Genomic DNA, 18,773 nt, shown 5'->3' with positions numbered 1-18,773 from the left:
GGAAAGGCTTTGGTTTTGAATCGACGTGACTTTATCTTGACCACCGCCGCGCTCGGCAGCGCGGGGCTATGGACGACCGCGGCGCAGGCCCAGGCTCAGGCCCAAGTACCGATGGCTGGCAAGCCGGTGATCCTGGTGCTCGGCGATTCGCTGAGCGCAGAGTACGGCCTCAAGCGCGGCGAAGGCTGGGTACCCTTGCTGGAAAAAAGGCTTGCGCAGCAGAAGATCGCGGCCACCGTGGTCAACGCCAGCATAAGCGGCGACACCAGCTCCGGCGGGCGCTCGCGCCTTGCTTCGCTGCTGGCGCAGCACAAGCCCAGCCACGTGGTGCTGGAGCTCGGCGCCAACGACGCGCTGCGCGGCCTGCCGCTCTCCGACACCGAAAGCAACCTGATGCAGATCACCAAGGCCGCGCAGGCCGCGGGCGCGAAGGTGCTGATCGTCGGCATCCAGGTGCCGCCGAACTACGGCGGCGACTACACGCGGCGCTTCGAGGCGGTGTTCTCCAAGGTGGCGGGCGCGACCAAGTCCGCGCTCGTACCCTTCCTGCTCAAGGGCGTGGCCGATGCGCCTGACGCGCTCTCGCTGTTCCAGGCCGACCGCATCCACCCGACGGCCGCGGCGCAGCCGCAACTGCTGGACAACGTCTGGCCCGAGCTGCGCAAGCTGCTGCCGAAATAATCAAGAAAAAAGCCGCCGCAGGCGCGGGCCTGCGGCGGCTTCTTGATGGGTACGCCAGGAGCGGATCAACCGTTCTTGGTGGGCAACTCGGGCACCGTGGGTGGATCGCGTTCGAGCGAGGCCACATCGGTTTCCGGATCTCCGGGGGCCAAGCCGTCGCTGCTCGGATTGAGTTTGCGGTTCGCCTTTTCCCGGAGCTTTTCTTCCTTCTTCTTCTTCTTGGCCAGCTCTTTCTGGCGCTTCTCGTAGCCGTAATTGGGTGTTGCCACTGCTTCTCCTTGGGCGAGGCAGTCAGGGTGACTGCGCGTGGCCTACTGTAAGCGATAACGGTGCAGTCCCAAGACGGTACCCACTGACGCTCCCAGAGAGTGAGAAGCGATTTTTTACATCCGCGCCAGCGCCTGCTGCAAGTCGGCGCGCAGGTCCTCCACGTCTTCGAGGCCGATCGAAAAACGAACGAGCGTGCCCTTGTAAGGCCAGCGTGCCACGGAGGCATCGCGCATCAGGCCGATGTCGTACGGCACCACCAGGCTGATGGGACCGCCCCACGAATAGCCGAGGCGGAACAGCTGCAGGCTGTCGCAGAAGCGGTCGACCTGCTCGGTGCTGTAGCGCTCGTCGAACACCACCGAGAACAGGCCTGCGGCCAGGTCGGTCTCGCCGCACAGCGCGCGCCAGTGCACGTGCCCGGGCGAGTCTTCGAGCGCGGGGTGCAGCACCTGCGCGATCTCGTCGCAGCCGTTGAGCCAGCCGGCCAACTCGCGCGCCGCGCGGTCGTGAGCGGCATAGCGCAACGCGATGCTGGGCAGCGAGCGCAGCAGCGTCTCTACGTCGCCCACGCCGATGCCGAAGCCCATGCGCATGTGCGTGAGCTTGAGCGCGCGGTGCAGCCGCTCGTCGCGCGTGATCACGCTGCCCATGAGCACGTCGCCGCCGCCGCTCGGGTACTTGGTGAGCGCGTGCACCGAGATGTCGACGCCCTGCCCGCTGTCGTTGAAATCGAAAGGCGCAAAGGCCAGGCCCGCGCCCCAGGTGTTGTCGAGCGCGGTCATCACGCCGCGCGCGCGGCAAACGTTCACGAGCGCAGGCAGGTCGGGAAACTCCATCGTCACCGAACCCGCCGCCTCGACCCAGACCAGCCGCGTGCGGTCCGACAGCTTGGCCGCGAGGTCGGCCGGATTCATCGCGTCGTACATGCGATGGGTAATGCCGAAATTCGCCAGTTCGCCGGTGGCCAGCGCCTTGTTGGGGCCGTAGGCGTTGTCGGGGATCAGCACCTCGTCGCCGGTCTTGAGGAAGGCGAATGACACCAGCGAGATGGCCGCAAGCCCGCTGGGCACGAGCAGGCATTCGGTGCCGCCTTCGAGCGTGGCCAGGCGCTCTTCGAGCGTGAAGGTGGTGGGCGTGCCGTGCAGGCCGTAGGTGTAGCCGGCCTTGGTGCGCCAGTCGCGCGCGCGCATGGCGGCCACGTCGGCGAAGAACACGGTCGATGCCTTGAACACGCCGGGCTGCGGCGCGGCGAAGGTGGCTGGCGGAACGTAGGGGTGGTGGATCAGGGTCGTGGAAGGCTTGCTCATGGAGCGATGCTAGCGCGAGCGCCGCATCCGGGGATTTCGCGGGCGGGGTGATTGCGCCGCGTGGCGGCTCGGCAGACACTTCCCGCGTCATGCAGCTGACCCGACCACCCTCCCCTCATCTGCGGCCCTTTGTGCGGCTCCTGTGGGCCTCCGCGCCCGATGAGCCGCACGAGGGACAGCCGGGCGCGCGCGAACACGTGCTGCCCACGGGTGGCATGCACCTCGTGTTCCGGCTTTCGGGGCCGCCCTTGCGCCTGTTCCAGGACGATGCCGATGCGCGGGGCTTCACGGTGGGCCATGCCATGGTGGGCGGAGCCCGCTCGGCGTTTTTCGTGCGCGACGTGTCGGTGCAAACGCGCTCGGTCGGCGCCATGCTGCAGCCGGGCGCGGCCAAGGCGCTGCTCGGTGTACCCGAGGACGCGCTGGCCGACCGCCACACCCCGCTGGATGCGCTCTGGGGCGTGGACGCAGACTTCGCGCTAGAGCAGCTCCACGGCACCGACTCGCTGGCGCGGCAACTAGCGATCGCCGATGCCCTGCTGGGCGCACGCCTCGCCGCCTCCGCCATGCACGGACTGCATCCTGCGGTGGCGCAGGCACTGGCCAGCATGGCAAGCGCGAGCGCCCGTGACGACGATGCGCAGGCCGGCGCCATCCGCGAACTGGTGAAGCAAAGCGGCTACAGCCACCGGCGCTTCATCGCTCTGTTCCGCGGCATGACTGGCCTGGCGCCCAAGCAGTACGCGCGCATGCTGCGCTTCGACCGCGTGATCGGGCAGTTCGCCATGGACCCCACCCAGCCCTGGGTCGATCTGGCGCTGCAGGCCGGCTACAGCGACCAGGCGCACTTCAACCGCGATTTCCTGGCCATCGCCGGCATGTCGCCGCAGGCGTACCGGCGGGCAGCGCCAGCATCGTCCCGGCATGTGCGAATCTGACTACGAGCCCGCAGGTCAAATTTGTTCAAGACCTGAAAAGCAACGGTCGCCAGAATCGCAGCCGTCTCATCAACCCGACTGGACAAGAGCATGGCCATCCACGAACTGTTTCCGTACCTCTGCGTCCACGATGCCGGCGCAGCCATCGAGTTCTATTGCAAGGTCTTCGAAGTGAAGGAAATCTTTCGCCTGACCGAGCCGAGCGGTCGCATCGGCCATGCGGAGCTGGACTTCAACAATGGCGCGATCCTGATGATCTCGGACGAATTTGCCGAATTCAACATCCACAGCGCAAAGACGCTGGGCGGCACGGCCGTCACGTTGCACCTGCACGTGGACGATGCCGACGCGGTGGTGGCGCGCGCGGTCGCCGCGGGCGCCACGTTGAACATGGCGCCGCAGGATCAGTTTTATGGGGAACGTTCCGGCGTCTTTCACGACCCATTCGGCCATCGCTGGAACGTGGGGCACAGCATCGAGAAGCTGACGCCGGAAGAAATGCAGCGGCGCTATACCGCGATGCTCAGCGACGCCGGGTGAGCCGGCAGCGCTGCTTATTGCCGAAGGGTCGGCCGATGGATCAGACCGACCACTTCTCGATCAGCTTCTCGGCGCCCATGGAGTCGTAGCCTTCGAAGGGCTGGTGGATCCACGGGTTGGTGGCAAGGAATTCCACCTGGTAGTCGGGCGTGAAGGTCGACAGCGCCTTGGTCCAGATCACCGCGCTGCGCAGCTCGGTGATGGGCGGGTAGTTGTTGCGCAGCATGTCCATCACGGCATGCAGCGTGTGGCCCGAGTCGGCCAGGTCGTCCACCAGCAGCACGCGGCCGGCAATCTCGCCCTTGGGCGTGGTGATGAAGCGGGCGATGTCGAGGTGGCCCTGCACCGTGCCGGCGTCGGCGCGGTACGAGCTGGTCGACATGATCGCCAGCGGCTTGTCGAAGATGCGCGAGAGCACGTCGCCAGGGCGCATGCCGCCGCGCGCCAGGCACAGGATGGTGTCGAACTGCCAGCCCGACTGATGCACCTTGATCGCGAGCTTTTCGATCAGGTTGTGGTACTCGTCGTAGCTGACGTAGAGATGCTTGCCGTCTTCGGTCAACATGGTTCTTCTTTTCCTCTTCAGTCGGCCAGGTAGGGGTGGCGCATCATGATCGTGTGGTCGCGGTCGGGGCTGGTCGACACCATGTGGATCGGCACGCCAGTGACCTGCTCGATGCGCTGCAGGTACAGGCGCGCATTGATCGGCAGCTTGTCGTATTGCGTGACGCCGACGGTGCTTTCGCTCCAGCCTTCGAGGGTCTCGTAGATCGGCGTGCAGCGCTCGATCTCGTCAGCGCCCATCGGCAGGATGTCGGTGATTTCGCCGTCGAGTTCGTAGCCGGTGCACAGCTCGAGCTTTTCGAGGCCGTCCAGCACGTCGAGCTTGGTGATGCACAGGCCCGACAGGCCGTTGACCTGCGCCGAGCGCTTGAGCAGCGCGGCGTCGAACCAGCCGCAACGGCGGCTGCGGCCAGTGGTCACGCCCTTTTCGGCGCCCACGGTGCTCATGTGGTAGCCCGGGGTGCCGGGCGTGGCCCAGTCGAGTTCGGTGGGGAACGGACCGCCGCCCACGCGCGTGCAGTAGGCCTTGGTGATGCCGAGGATGTAATGCAGCATGCCCGGGCCCACGCCCGAACCGGCAGCGGCATTGCCGGCCACGCAGTTGCTGGAGGTGACGTACGGGTAGGTGCCGTGGTCGACGTCGAGCAGCGTGCCCTGCGCGCCTTCGAACAGCAGGTTGGCGCCGTTCCTGTGCGCGTCGTTCAGCTCGCGCGAAACGTCGGCCATCATGGGCTTGAGCAGCTCGGCGTGCCTCATGGCCTCGTTGAAGACTTCGTCGAAGTCGATGGCCGGGGCGCTCAGCACCTGCGTCAGCACGTGGTTGTGCAGGTCGAGCAACACGCGCAGCTTGGCCGCGAAACGCTCGGGGTGCTTCAGGTCCTGCACGCGCAGGGCGCGGCGGGCGATCTTGTCTTCGTAGGCAGGGCCAATGCCGCGGCCGGTGGTGCCAATTTTTTCGATGCCGCCCTTTTCGCGGTAGGCCTCGCGCGCGATGTCCAGCGCGGCGTGGAACGGCAGGATCAGCGGGCAGGCCTCGCTGATGCGCAGGCGCGAACGCACCTCGACGCCAGCCTTCTCCAGCCCTTCGATTTCCTCGAACAGCTTGGCGGCCGACAGCACCACGCCGTTGCCGATGTAGCACTTGACGCCGGGCCGCATGATGCCGCTCGGGATCAGGTGCAACGCGGTTTTCACACCGTTGATGACCAGCGTGTGGCCCGCGTTGTGGCCGCCCTGGAAGCGGACCACGCCCTGGGCGCTTTCCGTCAGCCAGTCGACCAGCTTGCCTTTGCCCTCGTCGCCCCATTGGGTGCCGACGACGACCACGTTTCTTCCGGTGGTTACGCTCATGCTCGTTCCATTACTTCAAAAATTCAGATCGCTCGGACAGTCCACTGGCCAGCTTGCTCGACGAGCTCGCGGTCGCAGTGGAATTCATCAACTTCGCTGCCATGGCCCGGCAGCACGCAGACTACCGTTTCGCCGGCCTTGCGCAATTGGGCAATTGCCTGACGCAGCCCGGCCGCGTCGCTCCAAGGTGCACGGATGGCGGCGCGCAGCGGGCGGGCCGGCAGCACGCCGACCAGTTCGCGCACGTCGAGGCTGAAGCCGACCGCCGGACGGTTGCGGCCGAACACGGCCCCCACTTCGTCATAGCGGCCGCCGCGCACCAGCGAATCGGCCGCGCCGGGCACGTAGATGCCGAAGCGCATGCCGCTGTAATACGCATAGCCGCGCAGGTCGGCCAGGTCGAAGCTGATCTGGCGACCGGCCACGCCCTGCAAACCGGCGGCGAGCTGCTTCAGGTCGGCCAGGGCAGCACCCACGGCGGGCGTGCCTTTCAGGGCCTTGGCGGCCTCGTCGAGCACCGACGCGTCGCCGTACAGCTGGATGAGGGCACGCAGCCCCTCGCGCGAGGCGGCGGGGAAATCCTTGGTGAGCGATTCGAGTTCACTCGCGTCCTTGGCGGCCAGCGCTGCATGCACCCGGGCCAGCGCGGCCGCATCGACCGGCACGCCAGCGAACAAGGCGCGCACGATGCGAGCATCGGCCAAGTCGACGATCACGCCGTCGCGCAGGCCGGCGGCATCGAGGCAGTCGAGCGCCAGCAGCAAGGTTTCGATGTCCGCTTCGAGACCGGCATGGCCATAGATCTCGGCGCCGAACTGCAGGGGCTCACGGGTGGCGTGCGGGCGATCAGGCCGGGTGTGGAGCACCGGACCGCAATAGCACAGGCGGGCAACACCGTCACGGTTCAGCAGGTGGGCATCGATGCGCGCCACCTGGGGGGTGGTGTCGGCACGCAGGCCCATGCTGCGGCCGGAAAGCTGGTCGACAAGCTTGAAGGTTTGGAGATCGAGCGCCTCGCCGGTGCCCGAGAGCAGCGATTCGAGATGCTCGAGCAGCGGCGGCATCACCAACTCGTAGCCATAGCCACGGGCGGTATCGAGCAGCTGGCGTCGAAGTTCTTCGATGTGGCGCGCCTCGGAGGGCAGCACATCGGCAATGTGATCCGGGAGGACCCAGGCGGACATGGGGATCGGGGGCGTGGTTAAACCGGGATTCTACCGGGACCGCGACCAGCCCAAGACTAGGCCAGGATCCAGAGCAGTATCAACCCCAGCAGGATGCTGCAAAGTCCGAAGAAACGAAGCTGGCCGTCGCGCAGCTGCATGAGCTGCCCGAAGCCGCGCCGCCACCCTCCCGGCGAGACGAAAGGCAGGATGCCTTCGATCACCAGGACGAGCGCCAATGCGCTCCAGAAAGTGTCGGCGCTCACGGCTCCTGGCGAAGAATCAACGACGAGGCGCGTTGGTGGTCGAGCCCGAGCCTTGCATGGCGCGGAAGAAGTCCGACGATGGGTCGAGCACCATCACGTCGCTCTTCTTGTTGAAGCTCTGCTTGTAGGCATCGAGGCTTCGGTAGAACTGCGCAAACTGCGGATCGCGGCCGAAGGCTTCGCTGTAAGCGGAAGCGGCCTGGGCATCACCCTCGCCCTTGATCTTCTGGGCGTCGCGGTAGGCGTTCGCCACGATCACCTCGCGTTGGCGATCGGCATCGGCGCGAATCTTTTCGCCTTCAGCCGTACCAGTCGAACGCAGCTCGTTGGCCACGCGCTTGCGCTCGGCTTCCATGCGGCGATAGACCGATTCGGTGATGGCTTCCACGTAGTCGACACGCGTGATGCGCACGTCGACCACGTCCACGCCCCAAGGCTTGGCACCCTTCACCACCGACAGCACTTCGCGCTGCACGTCGGCCATGAGGGCTTCGCGGCGCACCGAGATCAGGTCGCGCACGGTGCGCTTGTTGATGTTCTCCTGGAACGCATTGCGCACCACGCGGTTGAGCTGCATTGCACCGGCGTTCTCGTCGAGGCCGACGTTACGGATGTAGGCCTGCGGGTCGGAGATGCGCCAGCGCACGTACCAGTCGATCACCACGCGCTGCTTCTCGGCGGTGAGCATGGGCTCGGTGTCCACGCTCGACAGCGTCAGCAGGCGCTTGTCGATGTACGACACGTTCTGGAACGGCGGCGGCAGCTTGAAGTTCAGGCCGGGCTCGGTAATGACCTGCTTGATCTGGCCGAGGGCATAGACCACGCCGAACTGGCGCTGGTCGACCACGAAGAGGGTCGAGCTTGCCAGCACGAGCAGCACGAGGATCGACGTGGCGATGAATCCGATTCTGTTCATATTCTTTCGGGCCTTTCTCAACGCACGTCGCGGTCACGCGAGCGGCCATCGCGGCCACGCACATCGGTCGTCGCGGGGGCCACCGGGATCACCGAGGACTGGGCCGGCGCGGTGCCGGCAACGTTGGGACTGGCCGCATCGACCGGGGTGGCCGCGGCGGCGCCGCTGTTGCCGCTCATCTGCATGAGCTTGTCGAGCGGCAGGTACAGCAGGTTCGAGCCCTGCTTGCTGTCGACCAGCACCTTGGTCGTGCTGGCGTAGATCTGCTGCATGGCGTCGGTGTACATGCGGTCGCGCGTCACCTGCGGGGCTTTCTGGTATTCAGCCAGCACCGCGCTGAAGCGGCCTGCATCACCCTGGGCCTGCGCCACGATCCGCGCCTTGTAGGCTTCGGACTCTTCCTTCAGGCGCGAAGCCGTACCAGTGGCGAGCGGTACCACGTTGTTGGCATAGGCCTGCGCATCGTTCTTGGTGCGCTCGCGCTCCTGGCCGGCCTTGAGCACGTCGTCGAACGCGGCCTGCACCTGCTCGGGCGGACGCACGCCGCCCTGCTGCAGGTTGATGCCGACGACTTCGACGCCGATCTTGTAGCGGTCGAGGATGGTCTGCATCAGCGCACGCACGCGCGGTGCGATCTGGTCGCGCTCTTCGGCCAGCGCGGCGTCCATCTTCATCTTGCCTACCACCTCGCGCACGGAGGTTTCGGCCACCTGCACGACGGTGTCGGCGGGCGACTTGCTCTCGTAGAGCCATGCGCGCGGGTCGCTCAGGCGGTACTGCACGGCGAACTTGATTTCGACGATGTTCTCGTCTTCGGTCAGCATGGCCGATTCGCGCAGGCCGGTGGAGCGCACGATGGCATCGCGGCCCACGTCGGCGGAGCGGATCTGCGTGGTCACCACCACTTCGTGGCGCTGAATGGGGTACGGCAGGCGCCAGTTGAAGCCTGCACCCACGGTGCTCTTGTAGCTGCCGAACTGCGTGACGACGGCCTGCTGGCCTTCGTTCACGATGAAGAAGCCGGTGCCGAGCCAGATCAGGACGGCCACTGCGGCCACGAGGCCGAGGCCGAATCCTGCGTTTTTCATGTCGGGCCTGTAGCCGTTGCCACCACCGCCGCTGCTGCCGCCGTTGGGACGGTTGCCGCCACCCTTGCCGCCGAAGAAGCCACCGAGCTTGCGATTGAGGTCGCGCCAGAGTTCGTCGAGGTCAGGCGGGCCCTGGTTGGGGCCTTGTCCGCGGGGACGGTTGTCGTTGCTGTTGTTGTTGCCCGGAGGCGGGGGCGTCGGTGCGCCGGGGGGATTGGCATCGGGGGGGCGGTTGCCGGCCGGGCGGTCGCCGTTGGAGGACGACGGCTCGTCGCCGCGCCCCCATCGGCCATCGTTCAGGTTGAACATGCCCAGAAACCCTCTCCGCGCTGGCTTTGAATTCATTCGCTTCGTTCTCTTGTCAGTGGCGGGATTGTGCCCAATCAATCGGCTGCATCGTGCAATTCAGCGTTTGCCCCAGGGGTCATCGTATCGGCTACGGAACCCGACTGCCGGGCGAGCTCGGCGCGCAGCAGCGGCACGCCCTCGCCGCTCTTGGCGCTGAGGAAGATGCGGGGGACCTGCACGCCGTCGATTTCCATCTCGTCCTGCAGATGCAGCGGATGTTGCGCGCTTTCAAGGGCGTCGAGCTTGTTGAATACCAAAAGCTGCGGAACGGTGTCGGCACCGATCTCGCGCAGCACCGCCTGCACCTCGGCCATCTGCTCGGGGTAATGCGGGTTGGAGGCGTCGATCACGTGCAGCAGCAGGTCGGCGTCGACCGCCTCCTGCAGCGTGGCCTTGAAGGCATCGACCAGGCCGTGCGGCAGGTCGCGGATGAAGCCCACGGTGTCGGAGATCGATACCTGCCGCCTCCGTCCATCTTCGGTATTGCCCAGGTAGAGGTTGCGCGTGGTGGTATCGAGCGTGGCGAACAGCTGGTCGGCCGCATAGGCGCGGGCCTTGACCAGCGCATTGAACAGCGACGACTTGCCCGCGTTGGTGTAGCCCACCAGGGAGATGTTGAAGGTCTCGCGGCGCTCGCGCTGGCGGCGCTGCGTGCCGCGCTGCTTCTGCACCTTGGCGAGACGCTCGCGTGTGCGCTTGATCGACTCGCTGATCATCCGGCGGTCGAGCTCGATCTGCTTTTCACCCGGGCCGCCGCGCACCCCGGCGCCGCCGGTCTGGCGCTCCAGGTGGGACCAGCGGCGGACCAACCGCGTGCTCAGGTACTGCAGGCGAGCCAGCTCGACCTGCAGCTTGCCTTCGTGCGAACGCGCGCGCTGGGCGAAGATCTCGAGGATGAGGAAGGTCCGGTCGTAGACGGCAACGTCGAGCTGGCGCTCGAGGTTGCGCTGCTGCGCGGGGCTCAGGGCCTGGTCGAAGATGACCTCGCTCGCCCTGTACAGGGCAGCCAGCTCCTTGATTTCTTCGGCCTTGCCGCTGCCAACGAACAATGCCGCATCGGGCGCCTTGCGCTTGCACGCAAGACGGGCGACGGGCGTCAGGCCCGCGGTCTGCGCAAGCAGGCCGAGTTCCTCGAGTTCGCTGTCGAAATGGGGCAGCCCGAAATCGACGCCGACGAGAACGGCGGCGCCTTCCTGGCGGGGGATCAGTTCAGACAAGCGGGATCAGAAATTGGGAAAAAGCGCGGCAGCAGAGCTGCCGCGCTCCGCGCGATCAGGCTGCGGCGTCGTCGTTCTCGGCAGCCGAGAAGTTGACGGCACGACCCGGCACGATGGTGGAAATGGCGTGCTTGTAGACCATTTGCGTCACCGTATTGCGAAGCAACACGACGTACTGGTCAAAAGACTCGATCTGGCCCTGCAGCTTGATACCGTTCACCAAATAAATGGAAACCGGCACGTGCTCACGACGCAGGGTGTTCAGAAACGGGTCTTGCAGAAGTTGCCCTTTATTGCTCACGATATTCTCCGTGTTCAAGAGTAGTTGTTGGAGAGATGACCTTAACACAGGGTTTCTGCGCTGCAGCAATCGGGGTCAAAAGCCTTGAGAAAATAACGGTTCTCAAAAGGCGGAACTTCCACTCCTGCTGCAACTCATTGGCCGCCATCGGCGGCCAAGCTCCCTCAATCGTCCTTGTCGGCAAATGGATTGTGCGAGCTCTTGAACTCGATGCGCAAGGGGGTACCCACAAGGTCGAATTCCTTGCGGAAGCGCCCCTCGAGGAAGCGCTTGTAAGCGTCGGTGACATGCTCCAGCGAATTCCCGTGGATCACGATCACCGGCGGGTTCATACCCCCCTGATGCGCATAGCGCAGCTTGGGGCGGTACATGCCGCCACGCTTGGGCGCCTGGAACTGCACCGCCTCCAGCAGCAGGCGTGTCAGCACCGGGGTCGACATCTTGCGCGTGGCCGACTTGTGGGCCTGCGCAATCGCCTGCCACACCGGGCCCAGGCCCTGGCGCTTGATGGCCGAGATGAAATGCAGCGCCGCGAACTTCAGGAACGGCAGCCGGGTCTCGATCTGCCGCTGGATCTGCTCGCGCTGGTAGCTGTCGACCGCGTCCCACTTGTTGATGGCGATCACCACCGCGCGGCCACTCTCGAGGATGTAGCCGGCAATGTGCGCATCCTGGTCGGTCACGCCCTGCGTGGCGTCGAGCAGCAGCAGCACGACATTGGCCGACTCGATGGCCTGCAGCGTCTTGACCACCGAGAACTTCTCGATCGCCTCGAACACCCTGCCCTTGCGGCGCAGGCCGGCCGTGTCGATCAGCTCGAAGCGCTGGCCGTTTCGCTCAAAAGGCACGGAGATGGCGTCGCGCGTGGTGCCCGGCATGTCGAAGGCCACCAGGCGCTCTTCACCCAGCCAGGTGTTGATCAGCGTGGACTTGCCCACATTGGGCCGGCCGGCCACGGCCAGCTTGATCGGCTTGTTGACCTCGTCCTCGTCCGTCTCGTCGTCGGGATCAGGCAGGTTCAGCGGCTCCAGCGCAAGCTCGACAAGGTCGCGCATGCCCTGCCCGTGCGCAGCCGACACGCCATGCACGTCGCCGAAGCCGAGTTCGTAGAAGTCGACCAGCTTGGTGCCGTCGTGCATGCCCTCGGCCTTGTTGGCCGCCAGCACACAGGGCTTGCCAAGGCGGCGCAGTTCGTTGGCAATGTCGTGGTCTTGAGCCGAGAGGCCCTCACGAGCGTCGACCACGAAGATCACCACGTCGGCCTCGGCCACGGCCTGCCGAGTCTGCTTGGCCATTTCCTTGTAGATACCGCTGCCCGCGTCAGGCTCGAAGCCGCCGGTGTCAATCACGATGAACTCGTGCTTGCCCAAGCGGCCGTTGCCGTAGTGACGGTCGCGCGTGAGTCCGGCGAAGTCGGCGACGATGGCGTCGCGCGTCTGGGTCAGGCGGTTGAAGAGGGTCGATTTGCCAACGTTGGGCCGCCCGACCAGGGCCACGACCGGCTTCATGGCCGGCCTTTCGATGGCTCGGTATTCATGGTCGGGCCTTGGAAAAAGAAAGAAAAGTTATTCAGGGCGATAGCCAAAAACGCCACCCTTGGCAGTCACCACCACGACCGTGTTGCCGGCCAGTACCGGCGTGACGGTGATGGCCGAGCCATCGGGCGTGATGCGATTGAGCAGCGCACCGTCTTCGCGCGAGACGAAATGCAGCGTGCCGGTGTCTTCGCCGACGATCAGCGAACGGCCCACGGCCAGCGGTGCGGTGAGGTTGCGACTCTTGAAGCGGCTCATCTGCCAGGCGCGTTCACCATCGGCACGACGCCAGGCCACGACGCTGCCGTCGGACTCTGTGCCATAGACAAAACCACTGTCGCCGCTGACGCCGTCCGCGCCCGAAGCCGGCTTGCTCCAGACCAGCGAACCGCGTACGGTTTCAACACAGCCGACGCTGGCGTAATAAGCGCGGGCGCAAACCGTGTCGCCAAAGCGGCTCACGCTGCCGGTCAGGTCGACCAGGCGCTCCACGTCATTGGTGCCGCGCGGAGCCGCAATGGGCGACTCCCAGCGCGAGGTGCCGTTGGCGGGGTTGATGCCGACCAGACGGCCGCCGATGCCGGCCACCAGCGTGTCGCCCACGGCGATGAGCACGCCCGACTTGCGCAGCACCAGGTTTTCTCCGGCGCGCTGCTGGATCCAGAGGCGACGGCCGCTCTGGCCGTCCCAAGCGCTGATGCTGCGGTCGGCGGTCTGCACGAACACGCGGCGGCCTGCCACCAGCGGTGCGGTGAAAGCCTGGGCCGAGAGCTTCTGCTTCCACAGGACCTTGCCGTTCTCGATGGCGACCAGCTCGTTGCTGGTGGTGACGACCGCGGCCATCGACCCGTCGCTGCCAACACCTGCAGCCAGCGGAGCACCGGCGCTGACGCGCCAGGTTTCGCGGCCAGCACGGGCGTCGATGGCGACCACCGTGCCGTCGCTGCCAGCCACGGTAACCGTGTCGCCGCTGACGTCGGTGCTGAGCGGGAACTGGACATCGGGGATGCGCACAGTCCAGGCCTGGCGCACGCCCATCAGGGCCGGGTTGGCAGGCAGCTCGGCCGGCTTCGGCTTGCTGGTGCCAGAACAGGCGGCGAGAAACGCGACCAAAACAAGAGCTGATCCCGCACGCAGGGCGGTCGATTCAGGCATGAAACGCTTGAAATTCATGATGCGGTCAGGGAGTTTTGGGGGCTGCGGGGGTAACGGTGACGACGGGCGCCAGGCTCTTGGGATCGACACCGACCGCGTTGAGCTTGATTTCAACCAGACGGCGATAGTCCGAGGTGGCGCCAAGGCCGGTCCACGCCTTGCGGTATTCGGTCTGTGCTTCAGCGCGCTTGCCTTGAGCCAGGTAGATGTCGCCCTTGCGGTCGGCTACCAGCGGTTCGAATTCCTTGGGCACGCTGCCGTCGAGCTGCTTGAGAGCATCGTCGTAAGACTTGCTGTCGAGCAGTTCAGCTGCCAGCCGCAGCCGGGCGATGGCCTTGTAGCCGGGGTCGATGGCATTCTGCGCGACCCATTCGAGCTCGGCGCTCGAGCCTGCGGCATTGCCCTTCTCGTACAGCGTCTTGGCGACCAGCAGGCCGGCCTGTTGCGCGTAGGCGGTGCCGGCGAAGCGCTTCTTCATGTCGTCGAGCACGAGAGCGATGCGTGCCGGGTCGCCCGCCTGCGCCGTCTTCTCGATCTCGTCGTAGAGCGACGAGGCCTGCGCCGCCTTGTTGCGGCCATACCATTGCCAGCCGTTCCAGGCCACGAAGGCGCCAGCGACGAGCAGCACGACCGAAGTGATCAGGGTGCCGTATGTATTCCAGAAATGCTTGAGCTGGTCGAGCTGTTCCTGTTCTTCGAGATCGAGATGGGTTGCCATGCGCTGTCAGTTGTTGGGAGCCGGCGATTGTAGGGTGGCGGCCCAGGCGGCCACTTCAGCAAGTGGCCGGGAGGTTTGCGCGCCGCTTCCGTCGCGCAGCGCCTTGAGAGTCACTTCGCCGCGTGCAAGTTCATCGGCGCCGAAGATCAGGGCGTAGGTGGCGCCGCTGTTGTCGGCCCGCTTGAACTGCGACTTGAAGCTGCCGAGGCCATCCGCCGTGGCGGCGTGCATCTGCACACGCACGCCGGCGTCACGCAACTGCTGCAGCGTGCGCAGCGCCACCGGCATGGCGGAAGCATCGGGCACGACGGCATAGACATCGGGGGCCCGTACCGGGATCTGGGTGCCCTGCTCCTTCATGAGGTCGAGCACGCGCTCCACGCCGATCGCCCATCCCACTGCAGGCGCAGGCTTGCCGCCGAGTTGCTCGAACAGGCCGTCATAGCGGCCGCCGGCGCACACCGTGCCCTGCGAGCCGAGCCGGTCGGTCACGAACTCGAACACGCTGAGGTTGTAGTAGTCGAGGCCGCGCACGAGGCGCGGGTTGATGGTGTAGGCAACGCCGTTGGCATCGAGGATGGCCTTCAACCCCTCGAAGTGCGCCAGCGATTCGGCACCGAGGAAATCCATCAGTCTCGGCGCCGACTCGACCACGTCCTTCATCGCCGGATTCTTGGTGTCGAGGATGCGCAGCGGGTTGCTGTGCAGGCGGCGCTTGCCGTCCTCGTCTAGCTTGTCGGCATGTGCCTCGAAGTGCGCGATGAGCTGGGCACGGTGCTGCGCCCGCTCTGCCGGTTGGCCAAGGCTGTTGAGTTCCAGCCGCACGTCGGTCAGGCCGATCGCCTTCCAGAGCGCGCTCGCGAGCAGGATCAATTCAGCGTCGACGTCGGGACCGGCAAAGCCCAGCGCCTCGACGTCGATCTGGTGAAACTGCCGGAAACGCCCGCGCTGCGGCTTCTCGCGCCGGAACATCGGCCCGATGGCCCACAGGCGCTTGCCGCCGTCGTAGAGCATGTTGTGCTCGATCGCGGCCCGCACGATGCCGGCGGTGTTCTCGGGGCGCAGCGTCAGGTGGTCGTTGTCGCCGTATTTGTCCGAACGGTCGTGGAAGGAGTACATCTCCTTCTCGACGATGTCCGTCACTTCGCCGATGCCGCGCACGAACAGCGCCGTGTGCTCGAGGATCGGCGTGCGGACGTTACGGTACGCATAGCGCCCCATCAGATCGCGCACGGTGGCCTCGAGCCATTCCCAGCGCGCCGATTCGGGCGGCAATATGTCGTTCATGCCTTTGACGGCATTCAATTTTTCAGCCATGAGTCTGCGGAGGTGTCAGGCCGCGACAGCGTGTTCGCCGCCGAAGCGCTTTTCGATGTAGGTTTCGACGAGCTGGTGAAACTCGTTGGCGATATTGTCGCCGCGCAGCGTGAGTGCCTTTTCGCCGTCGATGAAGACCGGCGCGGCGGGCGCCTCGCCGGTGCCGGGCAGGCTGATGCCGATGTCGGCATGCTTGCTCTCGCCAGGGCCGTTGACGATGCAGCCCATGACGGCCACCTTCATCGTCTCGACGCCCGGATATTTCTTGCGCCAGACCGGCATCTGCATGCGCAGATAGTCGTCGATCTGCTTGGCCAACTCTTGGAAAGTAGTGCTGGTGGTGCGGCCGCAGCCCGGGCAGGCCGTAACGCTGGGCACGAACACGCGCAGCCCCAATGCCTGGAGGATTTCGGAGGCGATCACCACCTCCTGCGTACGCGACTCGCCCGGCTGCGGCGTGAGCGACACGCGAATGGTGTCGCCGATGCCCTCCTGCAGCAGGATCGACAGCGCCGTGGCCGATGCCACCGTGCCCTTGGTGCCCATGCCGGCCTCGGTGAGGCCCAGGTGCAGCGCATAGTCGCAGCGGCGGGCCAGCTCGCGGTAAACCGAGATCAGGTCCTGCACACCGCTCACCTTGCACGACAGGATGACCTGGTTGCCGGCCATGCCCATCGATTCGGCGAGCTTCGCGGACTCGATGGCCGAGGTGATCAGCGCCTCGTACATCACCTGCTTGGCGTCCCACGGCTCAGCGCGCTGGCTGTTGGTGTCCATCAGGCTGGCGAGCAGTTCCTGGTCGAGGCTGCCCCAGTTGACGCCGATGCGCACCGGCTTGTTCCAGCGCATGGCCGCGTCGATCATCTGGCCGAACTGGCGGTCGCGCTTGTCGCCCTTGCCCACGTTGCCGGGGTTGATGCGGTACTTGCTCAGCGCTTCGGCGCAGGCCGGATAGTCGGTGAGCAGACGGTGGCCGTTGTAGTGGAAGTCGCCGATCAGCGGCACGTCGATGCCCATGCGATCGAGCTGATCGCGGATGTAGGGCACCTGCGCCGCGGCTTCGGGCGTGTTGACTGTGATACGGACCATTTCCGAGCCGGCGATGGCCAGCTCCTTCACCTGGATCGCGGTGCCGATGGCATCCACGGTGTCGGTGTTGGTCATGGACTGCACGCGCACGGGGGCGTCGCCGCCCACCGTGACCACACGCGAGCCCCAGGTCACGCTGGACTGGCGCGAGCGGCGCGCCTTGGGCGCCGCCGATGGAATGGGATCGGGATAGCAGTCGGTCACGATTTCACCTCGAAGCGCGCCACGCCACCGCCGCGCGTGACAGGCGTCAGATCGTAAGGCTTGCCGCTTACCTGCACATCGACCGCCGACGCACGGCCCACCACCACCGACAGTGGCAGCGCGCCCGACAGGCCGACCGTTTCGCCGGCCTGCAGGCTGCGACGCAGCAACTGCTTGCCGCCGGCTTCGGTTACGGTGATCCAGCACTCTTCACGTGCCACGAAAACGAGTTGCTGGCTGCTTGCGCTTGCGGCAGTCGCCATGGGAGCGGCGGGGGCAACCGCAACCGCCGCGGGGGCAGATGGCGCATTGGCAGCGACTGCGGCGGGCGCTTGGCCCACCGGAGCGCTCGGTGCCACAGCCTGCGAGGGCACCGTTTCGGCCACGGCGCCAGTTGCGCTGGCCGAAGCCGGTCCGTTCGCGGGCGCCGATTCCGCATCGGCCTCGCTGCGCGCCGTCAGGCGCGACACGGAAGCACTGATCTGGTCGAACACCGATTGCGGCAACCAGAACAACGCAGCCGCGCCAACCAGCAGCACCAGCACCACGATCAGCAACCCGCGCGAAGGCAGTCCGCTGGAGCGTCCGCTGCTGTTCCAGCGCGGCGTGCCCGAGGTGATGTTCGTCCGAAGGGTCCGGTCGGCCTCGGCCAGCGACACCCTTTGCGTGCTGGGCAGCTTCGCAAGCACGGGCGCCGGGTCGATGCGCAAAGCACGGCAGACACTGCTCGCCAGGGCGCGAGCGAAGACCGGGTCCGGCAGCGAGGCAATGTCGTCTGCTTCAAGCGCCATGAGCTTCTGCGGCGGCACCTTGAGGGCGGCCGCCACCATCTCGATGTGCAGGCCATGGGCCTCGCGCGCTTCGCGCAGCAGGTCGCCGGCGGTCTTGTGCGTGATGTCGCCTTCTTCCAGCGGCAGCGCTGCGGAAGTGCCGAACTCCGAAACCCGATCAGTCATTGAAATTCCCGCGCTCGTACGCTGTTGCCTCCCGCGACTGGGGGAAGCGTCGTTGCAGTTGGCCTCCCAACTGCGCGACTGCCTCGCGGTTGTTCAGCTTTCGTTCGATCTTGATGCCGAGCCAGAGCGTCTCGGCGCTGGCCGAGGCACTGTTGTTGACGCGGCGAATGTAGAACTGCGCGCGCGACCATTCTTCGCGCTGCGCCAGCACCGAAGCAAGGTTGAAGCCAACAACCGGATTGCCGGCGTCGATCTCGTAGGCCTGCATGAGGCTGCGCTCGGCTTGCACGCGCTGCCCGGCCTTGAGCTCGCACACGCCCTGCGTCATGAGCGTCTTGGCGCGGTCGGCATAGCTCGGCACTGCCAGTGCCTCGGTGAACTGCGCAGCCGCATCGCCATAGCGGTTCTGCTGGCACAGCAGCCAGCCGTAGTTGTGGCGTGCGTTGGGGTCGCGCGGATTGATGGCGATGGCACGGCGGAAGCTGTCTTCGGCCATGCCGGCGTCGTCGAGCCGCATGTAGACCAGGCCGCGCAGGTTGTAGGCGTCGGCGTTATTGGGGTCGGCGACCAGCGCCTGCTTGATCTCGTCGAGCGCGACGGTGGTCTGGCCATGCTCGAAATAGCCGGCGGCCAGTTCCATGCGCAGGCGCGCGCGGCGCTGCCGGCTGGACTCGTCGGATTCGGTGACCACCTCGGTCCCCTTGCCCGAACTGGTGTCGGCCAGGCTGGTGGTGGTGGTGCGCGTGTTCACGCAGCCCGCAAGCAGCAATGCCACGGCGACACCCGCGAAACCTGTAGTCAGCATCCGCTGCACATTCGCGGTCGTCGTCGGAATGACCATGCTCATCAG

At 66.0% G+C, this 18,773-nt stretch carries 20 protein-coding genes; 3 read left to right on the top strand and 17 right to left on the bottom strand.

Annotated features, from left to right (window positions below; genetic code table 11):
• Nucleotides 1-36: 36 nt before the first annotated feature.
• Nucleotides 37-681 carry an arylesterase gene (locus tag BLW48_RS17900; RefSeq protein WP_176928734.1) on the top strand — a complete coding sequence of 215 codons (645 nt, stop codon included), beginning with the start codon at nt 37-39 and terminating at the stop codon, nt 679-681.
• 65 nt (nt 682-746) lie between these two features.
• On the opposite strand, the gene BLW48_RS17895 is transcribed toward BLW48_RS17900, so the two are convergent.
• A complete protein-coding gene (locus BLW48_RS17895) occupies nt 747-950 on the bottom strand; it encodes a hypothetical protein (RefSeq protein WP_093052173.1) in 204 nt (67 codons plus the stop codon).
• 114 nt (nt 951-1,064) lie between these two features.
• Complete coding sequence (locus tag BLW48_RS17890) at nt 1,065-2,258, bottom strand: PLP-dependent transferase (RefSeq protein WP_093176665.1); 1,194 nt, start codon at nt 2,256-2,258, stop codon at nt 1,065-1,067.
• Between the two features lie 89 nt (nt 2,259-2,347).
• On the opposite strand from BLW48_RS17890, the gene BLW48_RS17885 reads away from it, so the two are divergent.
• Together BLW48_RS17885 and BLW48_RS17880 are read left to right on the top strand one after the other, a co-directional pair.
• A complete protein-coding gene (locus BLW48_RS17885; RefSeq protein WP_093176663.1) occupies nt 2,348-3,196 on the top strand; it encodes an AraC family transcriptional regulator in 849 nt (282 codons plus the stop codon).
• Nucleotides 3,197-3,286: 90 nt separating this feature from the next.
• Nucleotides 3,287-3,736, top strand: a complete 450-nt coding sequence (locus tag BLW48_RS17880) for a VOC family protein (RefSeq protein WP_093052182.1) — start codon at nt 3,287-3,289, stop codon at nt 3,734-3,736.
• Nucleotides 3,737-3,776: 40 nt separating this feature from the next.
• Here BLW48_RS17880 and BLW48_RS17875 read toward each other — a convergent pair whose 3' ends face one another.
• The 15 genes from BLW48_RS17875 to pilW form a co-directional block, all read right to left on the bottom strand.
• The gene (locus BLW48_RS17875) at nt 3,777-4,301 is read right to left on the bottom strand and encodes a phosphoribosyltransferase (protein ID WP_081269111.1); all 525 of its coding nucleotides are present in this window, start codon (nt 4,299-4,301) and stop codon (nt 3,777-3,779) included.
• A gap of 17 nt (nt 4,302-4,318) precedes the next feature.
• Nucleotides 4,319-5,650 carry an adenylosuccinate synthase gene (locus tag BLW48_RS17870; RefSeq protein WP_093078104.1) on the bottom strand — a complete coding sequence of 444 codons (1,332 nt, stop codon included), beginning with the start codon at nt 5,648-5,650 and terminating at the stop codon, nt 4,319-4,321.
• A 23-nt stretch (nt 5,651-5,673) separates the two neighbouring features.
• A complete protein-coding gene (locus BLW48_RS17865; RefSeq protein WP_093176661.1) occupies nt 5,674-6,834 on the bottom strand; it encodes an ATP phosphoribosyltransferase regulatory subunit in 1,161 nt (386 codons plus the stop codon).
• A 56-nt stretch (nt 6,835-6,890) separates the two neighbouring features.
• The gene (locus BLW48_RS17860) at nt 6,891-7,079 is read right to left on the bottom strand and encodes a DUF2065 domain-containing protein (RefSeq protein ID WP_081269108.1); all 189 of its coding nucleotides are present in this window, start codon (nt 7,077-7,079) and stop codon (nt 6,891-6,893) included.
• A 16-nt stretch (nt 7,080-7,095) separates the two neighbouring features.
• Nucleotides 7,096-7,995 carry a protease modulator HflC gene (hflC, locus tag BLW48_RS17855; RefSeq protein WP_093176659.1) on the bottom strand — a complete coding sequence of 300 codons (900 nt, stop codon included), beginning with the start codon at nt 7,993-7,995 and terminating at the stop codon, nt 7,096-7,098.
• 17 nt (nt 7,996-8,012) lie between these two features.
• Nucleotides 8,013-9,392, bottom strand: a complete 1,380-nt coding sequence (gene hflK, locus BLW48_RS17850; RefSeq protein ID WP_093052194.1) for an FtsH protease activity modulator HflK — start codon at nt 9,390-9,392, stop codon at nt 8,013-8,015.
• Nucleotides 9,393-9,466: 74 nt separating this feature from the next.
• The gene (gene hflX, locus BLW48_RS17845; RefSeq protein WP_093078099.1) at nt 9,467-10,648 is read right to left on the bottom strand and encodes a GTPase HflX; all 1,182 of its coding nucleotides are present in this window, start codon (nt 10,646-10,648) and stop codon (nt 9,467-9,469) included.
• 55 nt (nt 10,649-10,703) lie between these two features.
• Nucleotides 10,704-10,949: an RNA chaperone Hfq gene (gene hfq / locus BLW48_RS17840; protein WP_012747311.1), complete on the bottom strand. Its 246-nt coding sequence runs from the start codon at nt 10,947-10,949 to the stop codon at nt 10,704-10,706.
• Between the two features lie 164 nt (nt 10,950-11,113).
• Nucleotides 11,114-12,457 carry a ribosome biogenesis GTPase Der gene (der, locus tag BLW48_RS17835; RefSeq protein ID WP_056598124.1) on the bottom strand — a complete coding sequence of 448 codons (1,344 nt, stop codon included), beginning with the start codon at nt 12,455-12,457 and terminating at the stop codon, nt 11,114-11,116.
• A 57-nt stretch (nt 12,458-12,514) separates the two neighbouring features.
• Complete coding sequence (gene bamB / locus BLW48_RS17830) at nt 12,515-13,657, bottom strand: outer membrane protein assembly factor BamB (protein ID WP_093052200.1); 1,143 nt, start codon at nt 13,655-13,657, stop codon at nt 12,515-12,517.
• Between the two features lie 7 nt (nt 13,658-13,664).
• The gene (locus tag BLW48_RS17825; RefSeq protein ID WP_093176657.1) at nt 13,665-14,357 is read right to left on the bottom strand and encodes a YfgM family protein; all 693 of its coding nucleotides are present in this window, start codon (nt 14,355-14,357) and stop codon (nt 13,665-13,667) included.
• 6 nt (nt 14,358-14,363) lie between these two features.
• The gene (gene hisS / locus BLW48_RS17820) at nt 14,364-15,674 is read right to left on the bottom strand and encodes a histidine--tRNA ligase (RefSeq protein WP_093052206.1); all 1,311 of its coding nucleotides are present in this window, start codon (nt 15,672-15,674) and stop codon (nt 14,364-14,366) included.
• A gap of 15 nt (nt 15,675-15,689) precedes the next feature.
• Nucleotides 15,690-16,967, bottom strand: a complete 1,278-nt coding sequence (gene ispG / locus BLW48_RS17815) for a flavodoxin-dependent (E)-4-hydroxy-3-methylbut-2-enyl-diphosphate synthase (protein ID WP_093176655.1) — start codon at nt 16,965-16,967, stop codon at nt 15,690-15,692.
• Nucleotides 16,964-17,923 (bottom strand): helix-turn-helix domain-containing protein, encoded by a 960-nt coding sequence (locus tag BLW48_RS17810; RefSeq protein WP_093176654.1) that lies wholly within the window; start codon nt 17,921-17,923, stop codon nt 16,964-16,966. The genes ispG and BLW48_RS17810 overlap by 4 nt, the downstream gene beginning before the upstream one ends.
• Nucleotides 17,916-18,770 carry a type IV pilus biogenesis/stability protein PilW gene (gene pilW / locus BLW48_RS17805; RefSeq protein ID WP_093052215.1) on the bottom strand — a complete coding sequence of 285 codons (855 nt, stop codon included), beginning with the start codon at nt 18,768-18,770 and terminating at the stop codon, nt 17,916-17,918. Before pilW ends, BLW48_RS17810 begins: the two co-directional genes overlap by 8 nt.
• Nucleotides 18,771-18,773: the final 3 nt, after the last annotated feature.

It is taken from the genome of Variovorax sp. YR266 (assembly GCF_900107295.1).
In the GTDB taxonomy this organism is placed as follows: domain Bacteria; phylum Pseudomonadota; class Gammaproteobacteria; order Burkholderiales; family Burkholderiaceae_C; genus Variovorax.
The sequence above is the reverse complement of the archived record's forward strand: the minus strand, read 5'-3'. Positions and strand labels throughout refer to the sequence as shown.